Origin of the sequence: Cylindrospermopsis raciborskii Cr2010 (assembly GCF_003367075.2) — a bacterium.
GTDB classification, from domain to species: domain Bacteria; phylum Cyanobacteriota; class Cyanobacteriia; order Cyanobacteriales; family Nostocaceae; genus Raphidiopsis; species Raphidiopsis raciborskii.
Window position 1 is genome coordinate 1,744,163 of sequence record NZ_CP065936.1, and the last position, 18,568, is coordinate 1,762,730.

Consider the following 18,568-nt stretch of genomic DNA (forward strand, 5'->3'; position numbering starts at 1 on the left):
GAGTGAGTATAAATCAAACATGAATTTTTTTTGGAATCTGCTGACTCAGAATAATACTGTATTTGCCAAAATTCTAACAGGGTTATTTTTTATAGTTGGACTACCTGCTATACTTCATCATGCTATGTGGCGTGATGAACTGAATGTTTGGTTGATTGTTAGGGAAAGTCAGTCCTTATTGGAATTATTCCATCACATTCATTATGAGGGACATCCTTTTGTTTGGTATGTTTGTTTAGCGATTTTAAGACAATTTACAACTAATCCTGTAATCATGCAAGTATTTCACTTGTGTTTAGCCACATTGTCAGTCTATGTGTTTACCAGATATTCACCATTTAGTTATTTTCAAAAATTGTTGTTTTGCTTGGGCTATATTCCTTTTTATGAATATTTACTAATCAGCAGAAATTATGCTATAGGACTATTACTAGTTTTTATATTTTGTAGTCTCTATTCTAGTCGTCAACAGAGTTACCTTAAATTGGCAGTGGTTTTATTTTTTATGGCTAATGTTAATGCTTATTGTTTATTATTGGCAATAGCATTTAGTCTAACGTTGGTAATAGAATATATTTGTAGGCAATTTTTACATCTAAATCTTGTGGCTAAAAAACATGATATAGTTGTAAGTAGTTTAATAATTTCCCTGGGTATTATTATCTCATTTCTACAGCTGATTCCGCCCCAAGATAGTAACTTGGCTGGAGGGTTATCCGGGTTTGTATTAAACTTTGACTTTAACCATTTAACTAAGACTTTAGTTAGATTATGGAATAGTTATATTATTGTTGTTTTAGCTAATGAATCTGAACAATTCAGTCTCATTCTACTTTCTGTTTTGTCCATAATATTTTTTCTGGTTTTCAGCATTTCTTTCATAGTCAGACCAATTATTTTATTTCTTTACATAGTGGGAACAATGGAGATACTTGTATTTACTTATGTTAAATTTTTAGGTAGCCCACGTCATTATGGACATTTATATATTTTGTTAATTGTCTGTATCTGGCTTAGTAGTTATTATCATTCATTATTTTCCTTATCAAGCGTAACTGTTTTACCAAAAACAGTAGTTCAAGCAGCAAAACTGAAAAAGTCATATTATAATATAGCAATTATGGTAATTTTATATTGCCAAATGGTAGGGGGAGTATTTGCTTTTAGTCGAGATATTATTATTCCTTTCTCATCTAGTAAGGAAGCATCTGCTTATATCAAAGACCAATATCAAGATAAATTAAATGACTTGTTTATTGTTGGTAGTAGAGATTATGCCATATCCCCAATTTCTGCATATATTAATCGTCAGATTTATTACCCGGAAATCTCAAAAATGGGCAGTTTTGTTTTATTCACCACTAAGAGGAAGGAGATTAATCATATAGAAGTTCTAAGCCAAGTAAATCAAATATGCCAAAAAGAATTAAATCCATTACTTTTGATTTTAAATAGACCTTTGGAACTCAACCATGCTAAATTGAAGATTGATTTGATTGAGAAGTTTACTAAGGGGTTTATTTATGATGAGCGATATTATTTGTACTCTGTTACAAAACGAACTGTTGAGTAAGATTTTTATTAAGCTACCCATAAACCTTGGGCAAATCTAATTGATGAAGTAATTAACATAATTATAAACCACAATATAATGAAGTAGTTCAGTTTAACATGACGGGATAAAAATATTCCCCAACATATTGCCAAAGAAACACAACCATAAGCGAATCTGTTAATGGACATTGTTCTCCCGGTAGCAAAAATAATAAATAAACTAAATATTCCATAAAATAGGATAGTCGGGGAAATTATTTGACGATAATGCCATAATAAATAAGCACCACCAAAAACTAGTAAAGAATTGAAAAATTCATCACCCGACAAAAGCCATAAAACAATTATCCCAGCAATCATACCATAGCTGAATTTGTAATTACCTGTCCGCCTAACTTTCCACCAACAATAATAAATTAAACCCACACCAAGAGCAAATATAAGAGGATAGATAATATCAACCAACCTACCTGATTTATAATTTGCCCAACCGAAAAACATGGGTAAGAATATTTTTAACCACAAATAACCCAACTTTTCCTGTCCTTCTTGAGTCCATGCTTTTTGTACTAATAAAAATGCCAAAGGTTGATCAAACTTAATTTTTAAATACCCCATATAAAAGATTAAACCTAATCCAGTTAACAGGGCGGCGATATAAGCGGTTAATTTTCTTTTTTCTTGCCAACAAACAATTAAATATGTAGGAATTATAGCCAAAGAATTTAGTCTAGTTGCTGTTAATAACATTCCAAAAATAGACGACTTTAAAACATCTGGTTTCGTCCAGTAAGTTAGGGTCAAGGTGCTCAAGCATAAAAATAAACCTTCTGTATAGACCACACTACAATATAATGAAATCGGACAGAAAGATAAAAATGCTATAGTCCATTTAGCTATATTTATGTCATGTTTTTTTGCTAAGTAGTGAAATAAAATAATTAGGGCAATTAGAAAAGCTGTATTACTAATTATAATTCCTGCTATCTTAGGTTCAAAACCTATAAGTTTACTGAAATATATCAGAGTGGGATATAAGGGGAAAAATGCCACATTATAACCTTTTTCATCATTAGCAAATTGGTAACCATGTTCAACTATATTCAAATAAAAGTTACAATCAAATCTAATAAAAACATCCCAGGAAAAAGTCGCCCTAATGTCTTTAACCGGTTGAGGTAGTAATGGTGCTATTCCCAGCATTGATACCCAAATAATTATGCGACTTGATAACCACATAAAGAAGGGAAAATAGGACTTATTCGCTTTGTTGACTAAATACTTCATCATAGTTTATTGGTAGATGAACTTGGACTCGTTGGCGCAATTAATCTAAATCCTTGGGATTTTCCTAGGACTCGACTATTTTTTAAGTTGATTTTACCTAAATCCTCTTCATTCACTAACAAAAAAGAGTGAGAAGAAAACTTATCTACTAAATCCCCAAGAGAGGTGGGGATAATCTGACAATCACTATAGAAATCCAAACTGGGACGACTATCAGGAAAAGAAGTATATATTTTTTGCCCCGCTGGAATATGTTGACGAATTAAACCTGCTACTGGTTGGACAGGGAATTTTTCATTCAATTCCCACACCCAAGATTGGGAAATCATCAGCAGTGTTAAAACCAAATACATTCCCCCAAATAAAACCGGGATAAATTGACGACTGTGCTGAGAAATAAACCACGATGTGATAACCATACTGATTGTCAACACCACGCTCATAAGAATCAATGGAACCTGGCGGTCAAATAAACTAAAATAAATACAACCCCCCACACCAGCAACTGATAAAAATATAAAAAATCCTATTAAAAATTTAATTGTTAATGGGGTTTTTAAAAACTTACCAAGACTATGTTCCTCCCAGGTATAACTTAAATTAACACCAACTGCCAAAGCCAAAAATGGATATATGGGCATGATATACCAAGGTAATTTGGTACTCATTAAAGAAACTATAGTAAAATAAATGACCGTACCAATAAATACTAAAGATCCCCAAGGAGTTTGACGGTTTTTCCAACTTAAATATAATCCTCCGGGGAAAAATAACAGCCAGGGAAAACCATATTTAATTATCTCCAGTAAATAATACCAAACAGGGCCAGTATTACCCTCCACTGCTGTTCCTAGTCTATCAAAAGCCTGATCTTCAAAATGCACCTTGAGAAAGGTATCACCATAATGTTGCCATTGGGCTATATACCAACCTAAAGCAGGAAAATTCCCTAAAAATATCCCTATCCAAAAGTATGGGTTTCTCAGTAGATCTAGTTGTTTATTAGCAATGACAAATGTCCCACTAATTAGCACAAATACCATTACCAACATACCCTTTGTCAGAGTAACTAACCCTAGACAAAATCCTATGCCAATAGCATATCTTTTATTATCTCTTGCTTTTAAAACACAGAATAAAAGCATTAGAAAAAAGGAAATTGCCATTCCGTCTAACATTGCCAGTCTACCATGACGTACCACTGGTAATAATGTTAAATAAACTAGGCTGGAAAATAAAGCTGGTGGGGTTTTTAAAAACACTAATCTCCCAATTAAGTAGATTAGGGGAACTCCTAAAGCAGTTAAAAACGCTGCGGGAAATCTGGTTGTAAATTCTCCCACTCCCCCTAGGTGATAACAGATGGCTATTAACCATTGCATTAAAGGGGGTTTGAGCAAAAAAGGAGACCTCTGTAAGGTGGGATAAAACCAGTTACCAGTACGGTAAATTTCTCTAGCAACTATACCGTATGTTCCCTCATCCCAGTCTCTTAATGGTAGGTTCCCTAAACCTACTAGCCATAAGGTCAGTGAGAGGAATAATAATCCTAGCACTATCCATTTGTCACCCATTTCTATTTGAGATTGTCTTGGAAATTTTAACATTTGATTTAAGTAGATTATTCCATTAGATATATTTGATGGTTGAAATTAGAAATTTCCGTTTCATTAGTTACTTCCCAGTCAATAAATCATTATAGCAGTTGAAGCAAGAGATTCAGGATAGGATACAACTACACCGTGCTGACTGAACTGGGAAAGGAATTAGAGTGAAAATTCATAAATGGGCGATCGCCATATTATTGTGGGGTTTTGTTTTTCGGATGACTTGTGCGATCTATCTCAATACAGGCCTTGACGAAGCTTACTATTACCTGTATACCCAAAATCTCGACTGGAGCTATTTCGATCATCCGCCCCTTGTCGCTTTTACTACAGGAATAGGCGTATGGCTGACAGGTGAAGTGACACCATTTACGATCAGAATTGGTGGAGTTGTACTGTATACAGGAACCCTAATTTTTTCCTATTTAGCTAGTCGCAAACTATTTGGTGATCGCGTCGCCACATTAACTTTAGTAATTTTGACGACTATTCCGATTTTCCAAATTGCCTTTGGGATTCTCACACTACCAGACAACGCCTTAATGTTTTTCTGGAGTATCTGTTTGTGGCTGTGTGCTACTGAATTTTTTCCCTCTGGTGAGTCCTATGACCCTATTTATGACACAAGGCCCTATAGACCCACTTATAAACTTGCGCTTGTTGGCTTGCTAGTGGGCCTATCATTTTTAGGGAAGTATCATGGAGCATTGCTAGGCTGCGGCTTAGTTTTGTTTTGCCTGATTAGTAATCGATACCGTTGCGCTCTATTCTCCATCTGGACATTGGTAGCAGTCGTGCTATTTCTCATTGCCATTTCCCCCGTGCTGTATTGGAACTCACAGCATGAATGGACTTCTTTTCGATTCCAAAGTGGTCGTGCAGTTCCTTCTGTTGGCTATAATCTGGAACGTCTTTTAGTCACAATTTTAGTGGGGATTGGCTATCTATTTCCTACTTTTGGCTTTCCAATCTGGTGGACAAGTTTCCGTACCTTTTGGGAGTGGTTACCCTTCAATAAATCTCAAACCCCTTCTAATTATGCTCATACTAAGAACATAGAACCAGAGGCGATCATGATAAATCAGCTTGCTCATGATCTAGTGGTTCAAAAGCGCTTGCTGATATTATGTGTGTCGATGCCAATCTTCTTTGGTTTTACCTTTATGGGTGGCTTTATCCAAATCCTTCCCTCATGGCATATGCCCGGATTTTTTGGGGCCACACTTTTGTTAGGCGAACGTGCAGCATTAGTGCAAGTCAAGCGTCCCAAATTTATCCGCAATTGGCTTTGGGGTTCGGGAATGGTAATTTTGCCACTGTTGCTCATTAGCTTGCTCCATATCCATTGGGGTATCGCGCAGAAGGGAGGCAATGTGGCGATCGCCGGCGGATTCTGGGAAGCTAAGGATGATCCTTCCACGCAAATGATTGATATTGAACAGTTACGACAAGCATTTTTGGATTCACCTGACTTAAAAGCGGAATTAGAAAAAGCAGATTTTGTCTTTAGCAATAATTTCTTTGTAGCGGGACAAGTGGGTATGGCGATTGAGCCTCTCGGCAAAAAAGTGACCTGTTTCGACGAGGATTTGAGAGGTTTTGCTTATTGGAGTCAGGCCACAGATTTTGTTGGCAAAACTTCTCTGTATGTCACTTCTGAGCAGTTTATGATGGATGAGCACTTTCCGCAACCGCTAGATAAATATAAAGGTTACTTTAAATCCTTAGAAAAGATTGCTGATATCGCCATTAAGCGAGGTGGGCAAGCTGTTCAGATTTTCCCAGTCTATCGTGCTTCCCCCATGCTCAAACCCTATCCCAGACCCTATGGTTAAATGAAAGCTCTAACTTAACTGGACAGGTTCGGAGACCGTTTTTTTAATCTGTGGTTGGGTTGAGGAACGAAACCCAACACCCCCATGGGTAACTCATTTCTATTTGAGATTGTTTTGGAAATTTTAACATGTGATTTTAAGTAGATCATTCCATTGGATGAATTTGATAGTTGAAATTAGAAATTTCCAACAATTGGTAGAAACTTCATGACATTTGTAATTGTTTTTAAAGTTTTTAACTCTGGTATATCTGGTTGGAGTTTTTCCGCTGTAACTAGATTTTTTTCTGCTTGTCTTGGTTGAAAGTTATAGAGATGCACAAATCCCAAATAAATCCAAGCATAGGGATTTTGGGAATCGTATTGAGTTATCTGAGTTAAGTTCTGTATTAACTCTGGTACTTGACGCTGCAAAAGTTGTGATAGGGCTAGGGTATACCGCCAATTTAGATTATTGGGTTCAGCTTGTAAATAATAATTGGCAGCAGTTTTGATCTGCTTGAGGTAATCTTGGGTTGGATCATACTGGTTGAAGTTGTCTATTTGGATAAATAGGTTCTCTAACTTACCCTGCTGAAATTCCATTGCCAATTGGGACATGCGAGAAACTAAATCCAAAGGTGGGGTTCTGTTTATTTTTTTGGGAGACGTGATATCCTTTTGAATGTTCACAGTATAATTGATGTTATTTAGGGGTGTAATTTTTCCACTTTTTCTATCTACATAAAGTGCTGAAAGTTGATATTTTCCGGTTGGTAATGTTTGAGGAACAAAGGTAGATAGATTCTCTGTGACGCGGAAATTTCCCCCAGGATCACATTTTATACCACAATATAAATTTCCTAGGGCAATTCCGTGGTCATGATACCATGCTGATTTTCCATTTTGCCATTTTAGCAGTAACACGCCATTTTGTAACTTATCCCATGAACCGGTTATTTTATAGGTTATGGGGTTATTTTGATTGACAGTAAACTCATCGTTGAAAATGACTGTTTCTAGGTTAACTGGGTTCTGATCAGCTTGATCATAGCCCAGTTTCTCAACGACTATGTGGGGATTTACGCGATGATACAGTCGTAGTTTATTTCCTTGGGGTAATAGCCAATCGCTCTGCAATTTTAAGTCGGGAGAAGACTCTACCAAAAATTTGAGTTGACGTTTAGTTTCTCCCCTTTCTCCTGGTTCATCTGGTTCATTTTCCTTAGTTACATACCAGGACAAATACTGTAAATCCTGATCCATTTGAGATAATTTCATCGTTAGTTTTCTTCCATATACCCGAAAGTCAGCCAAGGTCCCAAAATAATCCAGGGTAAATTCATTAACTTCTGCTGTTGAAACTGGTATTACTCCCAAGGTGTTTCTTAAATATGGTGTGGTTTGGTTGATTGTTGTAATTAGCTCGCCCAGGGGATACTTTTTACTCTCGTCGCTGGGCAAATGTCTTCCACCCCAACTCTGAATCAGGGGGAGGGGAAATAAATTATTGATTAAAACAAGACTCCCTAATCCTATAGTTAATAATCTCAATCTATCAAACCATATATTTTGAACTAAATTAAAGAAATAAGCAAGAATTACACTAATTACTGGAAGGCAAGGAAGAATAAATCTAATGTCTTTATTTGTACCCAGAGAAGAAATTATATAGCTGCTAATTAGAAAAATAAGTAACCAATTTACGGATGCTTGATTAAAGGTTAAATGAGATAGGTTAGATAGGTTATTTATAGGATTTTTACTAATATGGTTAAGGTCATGTTCACCAATCTGTTTGGTGATCTGTTTAATAATAAACACCAAGAAAACACCAATGCTAATAAATAATATGGGATATCCCACGCTTTCAGGAATAGTTTGGGGATAATACATCCATCCAGCAATGGTGTTAAAAGTGGGATCTCCTTCGTTTTTACCCACATTGTTGGCATTTAATGCGGAAGTGATAATGGTTAACCAATTTAATCTGTACCAAAATCCACAAATCAACCAAGCAACTAGCAAAGACAACCCTGCTTGAATCAATTTGGTGATTTTTTCAGGGACTTTTAATTTAGGAGCTTTTCTATTCCAAAGAAAACCAGTTAATGTCCAAACACCCGGAACAAAAAGGAAGATAAATCCTGTTGGTTTTGATAACATGATCAATCCTATTCCTATCCCCAAAATCACCGTTAGGATCCATGATAAAAATCCAGTATGACGATCTTTCCACAATGTTAAAATCGTAAATGTCAAGATCACAACTGCTGTTAAACCATAATCTAGTAAATAATCTGTCCGCATGATTCCCAAAATGGGAAATAACAAGCAAAATATACTAGCTGTAATCCCAACTTTCCCATGAGGAAATAAATAATTCCCCAAATAATATACGGAAAATATAATTATACCTGTATAGAATAAATTTACTAAAGTAGCTTGGTCATATCCCCTACCAAACAGTAAAAAAAATGGTACTGTACAAATATATATAAATGGAGCTCGGTAACTGGGCGTTAACTCCCACAAGGATAACCACCAATTACCTGAGAAAATATTTACATCCTGAAAGACCCGATAATGATGTAGTGCTGCTGTTAGATGGGCACTTTGATCCCAAGCAGGAATAGACTCGTCTAGTAACAACCATGTTCTGTCTATAATTAATCCTATGAACCAAATTGAGAAAAGGATGATATAGTCCTTGTTAGCTTTCAGATACACCCGTTTCATTACTTACTTCCCAGTCAATAAATCAGCAACAATATTTTAGCGTGAATCATCCCATCCACTCCCCCATCTACTCCTTAGTTGTCCCCATTTACAATGAAGAGGAAAACATTGAAGAAATGTACCGCCGTCTGAGCAATGTAATGGCCCAGTTGCAAGGCGAAGTTGAACTGATTTTAATAGATGATGGTAGTCGAGACCAGTCTTTGACCATGATTCGAAAACTACATCATCATGATAGTCGAGTTCGCTACTTGAGTCTAGCTAGAAATTTTGGTCATCAGATCGCGGTTACCGCAGGATTGAACTTTGTTCAGGGTCAAGCCATTATTGTTATGGATGCTGATCTGCAAGACCCACCTGAATTAATCCTTTCTATGATTGATAAATGGCATGAAGGATATCAGGTGGTTTATGCTCAACGCATATCCCGTCATAAAGAAACTTGGTTCAAACGTCTCACAGCATACCTATTTTATCGCCTTTTACAACGTCTAGCTAAAGTAACCATTCCTGTAGATACGGGAGACTTTTGCCTAATGGATAAACAAGTCGTAGATATTCTCAATGGGATGCCAGAACGTAACCGCTATATTCGTGGTTTACGTGCTTGGGTAGGATTTAAACAAACATCTGTAATGTTTGAAAGAAGTCCCCGCTATGCAGGAAAAGTTAAATATACCTTTAGTAAGTCCCTCTCTCTAGCAATTGATGGTATTATTTCATTTTCTACTGTTCCATTAAGACTCGCAACTTATCTGGGCATTATTTCAGCTACTGTGGCTTTAATCATGATATTCCTGGTTCTATACTGGCGAATCTTTGCTCCTGTTTCCCAATTAATCGGGTACAGTCTGATTACAATTGCTATATTTTTCCTGGGATCAGTACAGCTGATTTGTATCGGGATTTTGGGAGAATATATTGGTAGGATTTATGAGGAAGTTAAAGCTCGTCCTTTGTATACCTTAAAAGAAACTGGTGGTTTTGACCCGCTAAATATCTAATTCAGTTTATATTAACCCATAAACAATATTTGAGGATAATTCCTGTGTCACCTCAAGAATTTACTTTACTCCTGTTCTCTGTTCTCATTAGTGTTACCGGACAATTTCTCCTGAAAACAGGAGCCCTGAAACTAGGTAAGGTTCACGCGGGGAACTTTATTACTCATATTCTCAACATGATTACTGTCCCCGAACTATTGTTGGGACTCGCATGTTATGGTGTGGGAGCAATAGCATATATTTTACTGCTTACCCGCGTTAATCTCAGTATCGCTGGTCCCGCTGTCTCCGTGGGTTATATTTTTTCAGTAATGATAGGTCTTCTGGTGTTTAAAGAATCTATGCCTCTTACCCGTATATTAGGATTGGGTTTTATTGTCACAGGAGTAATATTATTGGTTAGACCTAATTGATCTTCTTATTAGTAATTTTGCGGATGGATAGATCAATCTTGTGAAGAATAAGATGTAATCATAAAGAAGGTAATGAAGGGTACAACTTCATCACCAGTTGTTATTGCAAAATATCATTATCAACATTAAGTAGGTGGGTGAAATTAAATATAAGATGAACGTAGGTTGGGTTGAAGTATGAAACCCAACACCCCTATCGCCAACCCATCCTACAAATAATTGCGCCTCCCTACTTATCAATTTTATTTTAAACACTAAGGAGCTATGGAGTGGAAAATAAAAGGATATCTTTTTGTCCACAGGGAGTATTAGTTATATTACTGTGCTTAATTGGTGCTTTGGGAAGTGGGTTAGTGTTGTTTTTAAAAACAACTGCTTCTCCACCTCAAAATGATAATAATACTCCTCCCAGAATTTCTTCTAAGTTTACTAATGGAAAATCTCTGGATAGGTTTAAGACTACCATGCTCACTACTTGGCACAAAGAAGCACAATCTAAGGGGATAATTCCTGACGTACCTTCCCAGTTCCAAGGAAAAGTTATTAAGTCAGCTATCTTACCTTCTAATACAAAGGTTATAGCGCTTACCTTTGACGATGGTCCCTGGCCCAAAAGTACGGCCCAGGTTCTGGATATTCTCAACAAAAATGATATTAAGGGCACTTTCTTCGTAGTTGGAAAAAATGTCCAGCGCTATCCCGATTTAACTAGACGTATAGTTAATGAGGGTCATTCTATAGCTAATCACACTTGGCATCATTGGTATCACGCCATGAATCCTCAAGTTGCTGCATACGAAGTTGCAAGCACTACAGATATTATATTCAAAACTACAGGAGTGAAAACAGGACTGTTTCGTCCCCCCGGTGGTGCTATGACTAATGGAGTCGCATCCTATGCTAAAAATAATCAATATGCTGTTATTATGTGGTCTTCCGATTCCATAGACTACTCTCGTCCTAATCCTAAGAAAATTATTAGTAATGTTTTTAAAACAGCACAATCTGGAGGAATTGTGTTAATGCATGATGGAGGAGGAGATCGCTCTCATACTGTTAAAGCTTTACCACAAATTATTAATAAGTTTCGCAAGCAGGGCTACAGTTTTGTCACTGTTCCACAATTGCTAGAAATGCAGGAGAAACCAAAACAGGTAGTTGCTAAGAAGAAATGAACAGGGGAATCTAACTTCCCCCATGACTTGAACCCAACCTACGTTCTCATTTCTTTTGCATTAGCTTCTAAACTATCTGCTTCCGATGGCGGTACTACTTGCCAGAATTTAGGTAGGTATTCTTCCCATTTATTGAGAATTAATTGCGCTTTTTGAGATCCCGTGCGATCGCAGTGGGCTCTAATTAGGTCATACAACTGTTTTTTGCCTGCTTCGGTTACTACGGGCTGAAGTTTAACTATTGTCTTATTCACTAAGTCGGGGAAGCTACCATCTTCGTCTAAGAAGTAGGCCAGTCCTCCAGTCATTCCCGCACCAACGTTACGCCCTACTTTGCCCAAAACTACCACTACCCCACCTGTCATATACTCACAACAGTGGTCTCCAGCTCCTTCAATTACTGCTGTACCTTTGGAATTACGCACTGCAAACCTTTCACCAGCTAAACCACTAGCAAATAAAGCTCCTCCAGTCGCACCATAAAGACAGGTGTTACCAACAATCACGTTTTTACCTGCATCATAGTTAGCTCCCGCTGGGGGTTTAATAATAATTTCCCCACCGTGCATCCCTTTACCTACATAATCATTAGCTTCCCCCTCTAGGGTTAGGGTTATCCCAGGCAAAATAAACGCTCCAAAACTCTGTCCTACACTACCTTGGAAATTTAAGTTTATCTGCCCTTCAAAACCAGAATCACCGTATTTAGATGCGATCGCACCTGCTAATCTTGATCCTACGGTTCTATCGGTGTTTACAACTTTGTAGGTTTTGGTGACTGTAGCTTGATTGGTGATGGTTGTTTGAATATCCTCATCAGCCAAAATTCTGTTGTCTAGAACTTCTCCATTACTGTGAACTTCTTCATGGGTTAACCAAGTACGATTTGATCTAGTATCTGGTAACTTAGTTAAACAGTCTAAATTGACAGATTGGGTTTTGGTTAACTGGACATGGGAACGTTTAGTTAATAGGTCTGCTCTACCAGTCAATTCGTTTAGGGAACGATATCCCAGGTTGGCCAGTAAACTCCGAACCTCTTCTGCTATAAAATAGAAGAAGTTTACCACATGTTCGGGAATACCCGTAAACCTTTGACGTAGTTCTTCTTTTTGGGTAGCTACACCTTTGGGACATGTGTTTAAATGACACACCCGCGCCATAATACAACCCTCGGCAATCATTGCTATAGACCCAAAACCAAATTCTTCTGCACCCATTAAAGCAGCAACTACAACATCCCAACCACTTTTGATGCCACCATCAACCCTTAAAACTACGCGATCGCGCAGCCCGTTATCCATCAGTACCCGATGCACTTCGGTTAATCCGAGTTCCCATGGGCTACCCGCATGTTTAATAGAACTCAAGGGAGAAGCTCCAGTACCTCCATCATGACCAGAAATTTGGATAACATCAGCATTAGCTTTGGCCACACCTGCTGCAATTGTCCCAATACCAATTTCTGCCACCAATTTTACCGAAACCTTTGCTTTGGGATTAATTTGATGCAGGTCAAAAATCAACTGTGCTAAATCCTCAATCGAATAAATATCATGATGGGGGGGTGGAGAAATCAAAGTTACACCCGGTTTAGAACGTCGCAACATAGCAATGTAAGGACTCACTTTCGGTCCGGGTAGCTGTCCACCTTCACCGGGTTTTGCACCCTGGGCAATTTTGATTTCTAACTGTTTAGCACTGGCTAAATATCCCGGTGTTACGCCAAAACGACCGGAAGCTATCTGTTTAATGGCACTGGAAGCCGTATCACCATTTTTCAAGCCATTTAAATGAGGTAAAGTCAGTGAATGCCCATTTTCATCCACATCCTTTAACACCCCATAACGCACTGGATCTTCCCCACCTTCCCCAGAATTGGACTTACCACCAATACGATTCATGGCAATGGCTAGATTTTCATGGGCTTCCCGTGATAATGCTCCTAAAGACATCCCACCAGTACAGAAACGTTTAGCAATATCACTGACACTTTCCACCTCTTCTAAATCTATCTTCGAGCGATCGCTATTAAAGTCCAATAAATCTCTCAAAGCGGTAGTTGGTCTGGTTTGCAAGTGGTGTTTATAAACCTGATAATGGTCATACTGCTTACCATCTACAGCTTTATGTAAAGCTTTCACCAATTCTGGATTATTACTATGATATTCTCCACCGGGGCGAAACTGAACAAATCCCAGGTTCTCCAACTTCTTCGTTGATAATTCGGGGAAGGCCTTACTGTGGAAAGAAAGCACCTCCTGAGCTAATTCCCCACAACTGATACCACCAATACGCGATGTAGTGCCTTTAAAACCTAACTTAATTAGATCCTCACCAATACCAATGGCTTCAAAAATTTGTGCTGCTTGATAACTAGAAAGCAGGGAAATTCCCATTTTAGAAAGGATCTTCAACAAACCGGACTCCACCGCTTGACGATAATTGGCAACTGCTTGCTCCAGGGAAATATCATTTAACTTACCCCGCTCTCGCAACTGCTGGGTTCTAGGATCAAGCCACCAATCACGCACCGTGTCCAAGGCCATATATGGACAAACCGCACCCGCACCGTAGCCCAACAAACAGGCAAAATGATGGGTACTCCAACACTGGGCGGTGTGCACCACCAAGGAGGTTTTCATTCTGATTCCCTGGCTAATTAAGTAGTGATGTACCGCACCCACAGCTAATAATGGTGGAATATAACTTAAATTAGCATTAATTCCTTTTTGACCATCCAGAGCAATTTTATCACTCAGGATTAGGATTTTTGCTCCTGCTCGCACAGACTCTGCTGCTTGTTTTTGCAAAGACTCCACAGCTACCTTTAATCCTTCCGGACCTCCATCAATAGCAAATAGGGTAGATATTTCAGCTGTACCAAATCCACACAATTTAATTGCTTCCAAATCCCCATCGGTCAAAACGGGTGAGTCTAATCTTAATCTTTGATCTCCTCCCGATTGAGGATCTAATAAATTTCCCCTTTCCCCTAGTTCCACTGTTAAGGACATCACCAATTTTTCCCGTAGGGGGTCAATGGGGGGGTTAGTTACCTGGGCAAAACGCTGCTTAAAATAATCGTAGAGCAGATGGGGTTTGGCCGATAAAACTGCTAGGGGAATATCGTCACCCATACTAAAAGTTGGTTCCGCTCCCGTATTACCCATGACGTGAATAATCATTTCCACATCTTCACTTGTGTAGCCAAACGCAATCTGGTTTTGCAACAGAGTTTCCCTATCTGGTACTTCCCAACTGAGACTCCCATTTGCACTGGATGGTAATAAATCCTTTAAGTCTTGACGGTGTTTTTGTAACCATTTCTTATATGGATGTAACTTAGCAATCCGCTGTTTAATTTCCCAGTTCTTTAACACCTCATTGCTAATCAAGTCCACCGCAATCATTTGTCCTGGACCGAGTCTACCCTTCTCCACAATACTTGCTTCAGGAAAATCCACCACACCCGCTTCTGAAGCGACCACAATATAATCATCATTGGTAATTACATAACGCGCTGGTCTCAGTCCATTCCTATCTAAGGTCGCCCCTACACTTTTACCATCACTAAATACTATGAGAGCAGGTCCATCCCAAGCTTCTTGCAGTCCACTGTAATATTCGTAGAAATCCACAATTTCTGGGTGATCTTTTAAGGAAGGTTGATGTTTATATGCTTCTGGCACCATTATCATCAACGCCTCTAAAGGACTACGCCCAGAGCGTACTAATAACTCTAGGACGTTATCTAAGTTTGCCGAATCACTACTATCTGAATTAACTAAAGGTTTATATTCTTCATCCCTACCTTGCCAAAGGGGATGTACTAGAATAGATTCCCTCGCCCTCATCCAGTTAATATTGCCCAGTAGGGTGTTAATTTCCCCATTGTGACCCAGCAACCGCATTGGTTGAGCTAAAGGCCATTTAGGCATAGTATTGGTACTAAAACGACGATGATATACGGCAAAAGCAGATTTAAAGGCTGGATTCTTTAAGTCTTGATAAAAACTGCCCAAAACGGCTGAGCGTACCATACCCTTATAAACTATGGTGCGACTGGAGAGGGAGCAAACATAAAAGTCATCTTCTAATTCTCTTAGCTGTTTTGCAGCTTTCACTATCCGACGACGCACTATATACATTTCTCTTTCTAATTCATCCCCGCTTTTATCTGCGGAACGGACAAATACCTGCTCTATATGGGGTTGATTTTCCCGCGATTGTTTTCCTAGAACCTCTGGAGATACGGGTACTGCTCGCCAACCCAAAACCTCTAACTTTTCTTCAGTGATCACCTGTTCAAATAGTTGTCTGGCTTTTCTGGCGGATTCTTGCTCTTTGGGTAAGAATATCATTCCTACAGCTATATTACCTGTGTTATCAGTCCATCCTTCTTCTGCTAACAATTGCCAGGGAATAGCTGTTAAAATCCCCGCTCCATCTCCTGAGTCTTTATCCGCACTACACCCTCCCCGATGCTCTAAACAGGTTAGTGCGTCTAACGCCTTGGTTAAAATTTCATGATTGGCATAGTTTTTCCTATGGGCAATAAATCCCACTCCACAAGCATCTCGCTCTTCTACCAACCACCTTTGTCCCTGATAAATTTCCCTATTTTCTTCATCCAACATTGTGATATTTTGAGCTTGATTTGATGATTGATCATTCATATTTTGGTTCTCGTTCTTTTACTGAGTGTTGTTACCGGAAGTAATGGTAAATTCGTTGACAAAACATATCAATTTTTATATTGATATAAATCTAGCCCTATTTTGGCAGTTTAGTGCTTATATCTACTCACCTATATTAGTTCATACCCGGTTTTTGTTGGTGGTTTGGGACAGCGAGTGTCTTTCCTGCTAAAGGATAAAACCTGAGCCGGAATATGGTTTTACCTGACATTAGGTTATGGTTTCTATAGGTTGATAGTGAATCCTTTTTCCGTGGTCAAAAAGTACAAGTATCTATAAGATATAATACCATCCTTGTGGCTAGAAAAGTAATTCTCAAAAATTATTCTCAACTATTTTTTCAATCTGCCTTCATTATTTTGCTATTCTTCATAATTTAGAGCTTATGAAACTAATCACAGCCAGTAAACAAGCATCCTTATGTTTAATTGTAACCTCAGTTCTGATGACAACCGCTAATTTGGGTTTTACCGGTACTGCCCAAGTTGTTCCCCCCACAGGTTCTTCAGGTAATCAAATTACTCTCAATGGTAGTAAGTTGCCAGCATCTTGGATGCAATTACGGGAAGGTGACCAAATAATCACATATTTGAGTGATGCGGCTTTGAGCCAATTTGTAGGGGTGGATTTACTAAACACTACCAATCCGGAATTACAACCGGTTGATTGGTATTCTAACGTACCTGTGAAACCTCTGAAAGCCACAATTTTAGGGGGATATCGCTATTTAGAAATTTCCCCCCTGGCGGAAAAAAATAAGTGGCAAATTCAAACCAACGGTGCTAATTTGATGATTTCTACCCCCTCGGTAACAATCAATGATATCCGTCAGGGTAAGGGGTCTTGGGGAGACCGTTTGGTCATAGATATGGATTATGCTGCACCTTGGAAGGTAAGACCTGGTCAACCTATTAACTCAGGATCCATTGTTCCTAATTCAGCACCGGGCCAAGCCACTGTACAACCTAATCGGGAATGGATTGTTAGTATAGATGGTAAAGCAAATGACGCACTGGTCAAAAAGTATCTGGCTACATCTAGTCCAAATCCCCTCATACGAAAAATTCAGATCACTAACCGGGTGAAAAATACACAGCAGACCAATATACATTTAACTTTACCCTTTGGTTCATCTCCCCGCGTTACTACCCTTTCTAACCCTAACCGCTTGGTTATTGATGTGCGTCAGGATGCTTTGGTTCCTAGAGATATTACTTGGAGTAAAGGACTCCGTTGGCAACAAGGATTTATTAATCTCGGCAAAGACAGCTTTCCTGTAGTTTGGTTGGAAATTAATCGGAAAACATCACGGTTAAATTTACAACCCATATTACCCAATCCTCAGACACAAACAGGCACAGCACCACTAACATTAACTGCACAACGCTACTCAGCTATGGCGGCAATTAATGGTGGTTACTTTAATCGTAATAATCAGCTACCATTAGGTGCAGTACGCCAAAATGACCAGTGGATTTCAGGACCTATACTCAATCGAGGTGCGATCGCATGGAATGATCAAGGGGAGTTTTATTTTGGTAGGTTGAGTTTAAACGAAACACTAATTGTCAATCAGGATAATAAACAAACATCTCTCCCAGTTTTGTTTTTGAATAGTGGCTATGTACAAAATGGCATAGCTCGTTATACATTTGCTTGGGGACCTAACTATGTACCACTAACCAACAATGAAACTATCATAACAGTTCAAAATGGTAAGATTACTAAACAGTCCCCACCAGGGGGGGCAATTTCTATACCTGGGGATGGCTATTTACTCATCTTGCGGGGAACTGCTGTGAGTAAAACTTCTCTGTTAAGTGTTGGCACAAAAGTAAATTTGGAAAGTTCCACCACACCGGGTGAGTTTAATACCTATCCCCACATTATTGGAGCAGGTCCGTTATTAATTCAAAATCAGCGAATTGTTGTTGATGCCAAAGCTGAAAAATTCAGTCAGGCTTTCATCAAGGAACGAGCGGTTCGTAGTGCTATATGCACCACTAACAATGACAATTTAATTCTTGCTGCAGTTAATAACCGTGTCGGTGGATGGGGACCAACATTAGAAGAACATGCCCAGCTCATGCAAAAAATAGGTTGTACAAATGCCCTTAATCTAGATGGGGGTAGTTCTACAAGCTTATATCTAGGTGGACAATTGCTAGACCGGTTCCCCAACACTGCTGCTCGTGTTCATAATGGCATTGGTGTTTTCTTAAAATAAATGAATTATGAAGAGTTAATGTGGAGCAGGGATTTTTTAGCTCCAGTAG

The 18,568-nt window shown here is 38.6% G+C and carries 10 protein-coding genes; 6 read left to right on the plus strand and 4 right to left on the minus strand.

Features of this window, described 5'->3' with window-relative positions:
• The first annotated feature begins 19 nt into the window (after window positions 1-19).
• Window positions 20-1,573: a hypothetical protein gene (locus tag C6N34_RS07925; protein ID WP_057179045.1), complete on the plus strand. Its 1,554-nt coding sequence runs from the start codon at window positions 20-22 to the stop codon at window positions 1,571-1,573.
• Window positions 1,574-1,581: 8 nt separating this feature from the next.
• Here the strand turns inward: C6N34_RS07925 and C6N34_RS07930 are convergent, their stop codons facing one another.
• Complete coding sequence (locus tag C6N34_RS07930) at window positions 1,582-2,844, minus strand: hypothetical protein (protein ID WP_147290737.1); 1,263 nt, start codon at window positions 2,842-2,844, stop codon at window positions 1,582-1,584.
• Window positions 2,841-4,448, minus strand: coding sequence for an ArnT family glycosyltransferase (locus C6N34_RS07935; protein WP_236107482.1), 1,608 nt, complete (start codon window positions 4,446-4,448; stop codon window positions 2,841-2,843). The genes C6N34_RS07930 and C6N34_RS07935 overlap by 4 nt, the downstream gene beginning before the upstream one ends.
• A 164-nt stretch (window positions 4,449-4,612) precedes the next feature.
• Here C6N34_RS07935 and C6N34_RS07940 point away from each other — a divergent pair, with 164 nt between their 5' ends.
• A complete protein-coding gene (locus C6N34_RS07940) occupies window positions 4,613-6,283 on the plus strand; it encodes an ArnT family glycosyltransferase (protein WP_057179048.1) in 1,671 nt (556 codons plus the stop codon).
• A gap of 176 nt (window positions 6,284-6,459) precedes the next feature.
• On the opposite strand, the gene C6N34_RS07945 is transcribed toward C6N34_RS07940, so the two are convergent.
• Entirely contained in the window at window positions 6,460-9,000 is a 2,541-nt protein-coding gene (locus C6N34_RS07945) for a hypothetical protein (protein ID WP_115538205.1), read from the minus strand.
• A gap of 53 nt (window positions 9,001-9,053) precedes the next feature.
• Here C6N34_RS07945 and C6N34_RS07950 point away from each other — a divergent pair, with 53 nt between their 5' ends.
• From C6N34_RS07950 to C6N34_RS07960, 3 genes are all read left to right on the plus strand, one after another.
• Complete coding sequence (locus tag C6N34_RS07950) at window positions 9,054-10,004, plus strand: glycosyltransferase family 2 protein (RefSeq protein WP_057179068.1); 951 nt, start codon at window positions 9,054-9,056, stop codon at window positions 10,002-10,004.
• A gap of 44 nt (window positions 10,005-10,048) precedes the next feature.
• A complete protein-coding gene (locus tag C6N34_RS07955; RefSeq protein ID WP_057179050.1) occupies window positions 10,049-10,417 on the plus strand; it encodes a DMT family transporter in 369 nt (122 codons plus the stop codon).
• 269 nt (window positions 10,418-10,686) lie between these two features.
• Window positions 10,687-11,592 (plus strand): polysaccharide deacetylase family protein, encoded by a 906-nt coding sequence (locus C6N34_RS07960; RefSeq protein ID WP_057179051.1) that lies wholly within the window; start codon window positions 10,687-10,689, stop codon window positions 11,590-11,592.
• A 38-nt stretch (window positions 11,593-11,630) separates the two neighbouring features.
• Here C6N34_RS07960 and C6N34_RS07965 read toward each other — a convergent pair whose 3' ends face one another.
• On the minus strand, window positions 11,631-16,271 hold the full coding sequence (locus tag C6N34_RS07965; protein WP_115538207.1) for a glutamate synthase-related protein: 4,641 nt from the start codon (window positions 16,269-16,271) through the stop codon (window positions 11,631-11,633).
• 406 nt (window positions 16,272-16,677) lie between these two features.
• Between C6N34_RS07965 and C6N34_RS07970 the strand changes: the two genes are divergently transcribed.
• Window positions 16,678-18,519, plus strand: a complete 1,842-nt coding sequence (locus tag C6N34_RS07970; protein WP_115538208.1) for a phosphodiester glycosidase family protein — start codon at window positions 16,678-16,680, stop codon at window positions 18,517-18,519.
• Window positions 18,520-18,568 lie beyond the last annotated feature (49 nt).